The following is a 1,419-nucleotide window of genomic DNA, read 5'->3' as shown; positions in this document are numbered from 1 at the left end:
AGAACTGCTCAGGCAGTCTACGCAATACTTGCCTTCAAACGCAAACATGATTCTGTTGGCCGACCGAGGCTTTGTGCATACCCGTGCGATGACGCTGATAAAACAACTCGGCTGGCACTACCGCATCCGTATCAAAAGTGACACCTGGATTTGGCGACCCGGTTCCGGCTGGTGTCAACCTAAATCGTTTCACCTAGAACGAGGTCGGGCACTATGTTTCCACCACATCAGACTCCATCGTCACGAACAGTACGGCCCAGTGCATGTCATCATCGGGCGCAACAACATCAATGGTGAACTTTGGGCCGTCGTCAGCGACCAGCCCACTAGCCCGCAAACCTTTATGGAATATGCCTTGCGCTTCGATATCGAGGAAGGATTTTTAGACGACCAGTCCGCCGGTTGGAATCTACAACGCTCTGAGATTCGAGGCCTCACTGACCTCTCTCGCTTATGGTTTATTCTGGCAGTAGCCACGCTTTACGTCACGGCTCAAGGCGTAGCGGTTGTGCAATCAGGCCGTAGGCGATGGATTGACACACACTGGGATAGAGGCAACAGCTACTTTCGCATCGGATTGGAGTGGACTAAGGCGGCTCTGCTCAACGGTTGGCAGGTGATTAAACAGGCTTGTTTTACCTCTCACATTGATCCGCAACCGGCGATGGCTTCTAGGCCACAACACAACAAGAAGTCCGGGCGCTTGCTCGATTTCAGCGTGATTACCGTTAAGTTTGTTCCTGATTAAACTTTTGTCAGCCAATCAGGGTGAAGCCCTTCGCCTTGTGAGGACAGCCGTGATTGAGCAAGATAATACCTGTTTGAGAAGGCAGGTGGGCGACTGCTAGCTCTTTCTCAATTTTTTCTTCGACCAGGTTTGCAAGCAGGTTAATGTAGCGCTCTTCGTTGTAGAAAGAGGGAATGTAGCGAGTTCCTTTTAACCAGTGCTCACCTGTTCCTGCTAGCTTAGTCAGTGCGTCGTTAACCTGTTCTACCGCAATACCACTGGTAAAGATAGAATCTACAACTAACAATGGATAGATCAGCAGTTTTGTGAAGCCTTCTGCCTTGACGGTTGCCAACACTTGCTCAGGTAAGTGAGGCGCACAGAAGTTGAACGCTTTGAAGACTTTGACGCGATCGCCCCAGCGATTTTGTAAGCAGGTTTCGATCCCGGTTCTTTGCTGTTCAAAAATAGCGTTGTGAGGAGAGACAAAGTTGCCGTGCTGATGGCTCCACTCATGCAGGTCGAAGATAGCTAATAGCTTAGCCAAAGGGGGGTAAATCCAGGTTGGAACAGGCGCAAATTTGGCCGTTAATAGGTTAAGGGCTTGTTCGTTGTAGTTAGCAAAGTCTTCGTAGCTTTCGACTTCGCCATAACCCATCAGCAGTACGCTACTCGGTCATCGGTTTGGGTAC

2 protein-coding genes are annotated in these 1,419 nt (G+C 50.0%); one reads left to right on the top strand and one right to left on the bottom strand.

Annotated elements, in window-relative coordinates; translation table 11 throughout:
• Positions 1-748 (top strand): transposase (locus S7335_RS25545; RefSeq protein WP_006458992.1); only part of this gene is annotated, 748 nt, incomplete at its 5' end.
• 7 nt (positions 749-755) lie between these two features.
• Here S7335_RS25545 and S7335_RS25540 read toward each other — a convergent pair.
• Positions 756-1,385: a ferrochelatase gene (locus S7335_RS25540; protein WP_006458991.1), complete on the bottom strand. Its 630-nt coding sequence runs from the start codon at positions 1,383-1,385 to the stop codon at positions 756-758.
• Between the last annotated feature and the right edge of the window lie 34 nt (positions 1,386-1,419).

This window comes from Synechococcus sp. PCC 7335 (genome assembly GCF_000155595.1).
Lineage (GTDB): Bacteria > Cyanobacteriota > Cyanobacteriia > Phormidesmidales > Phormidesmidaceae > Phormidesmis.
This window is presented reverse-complemented; position numbering and strand designations above follow the sequence as displayed.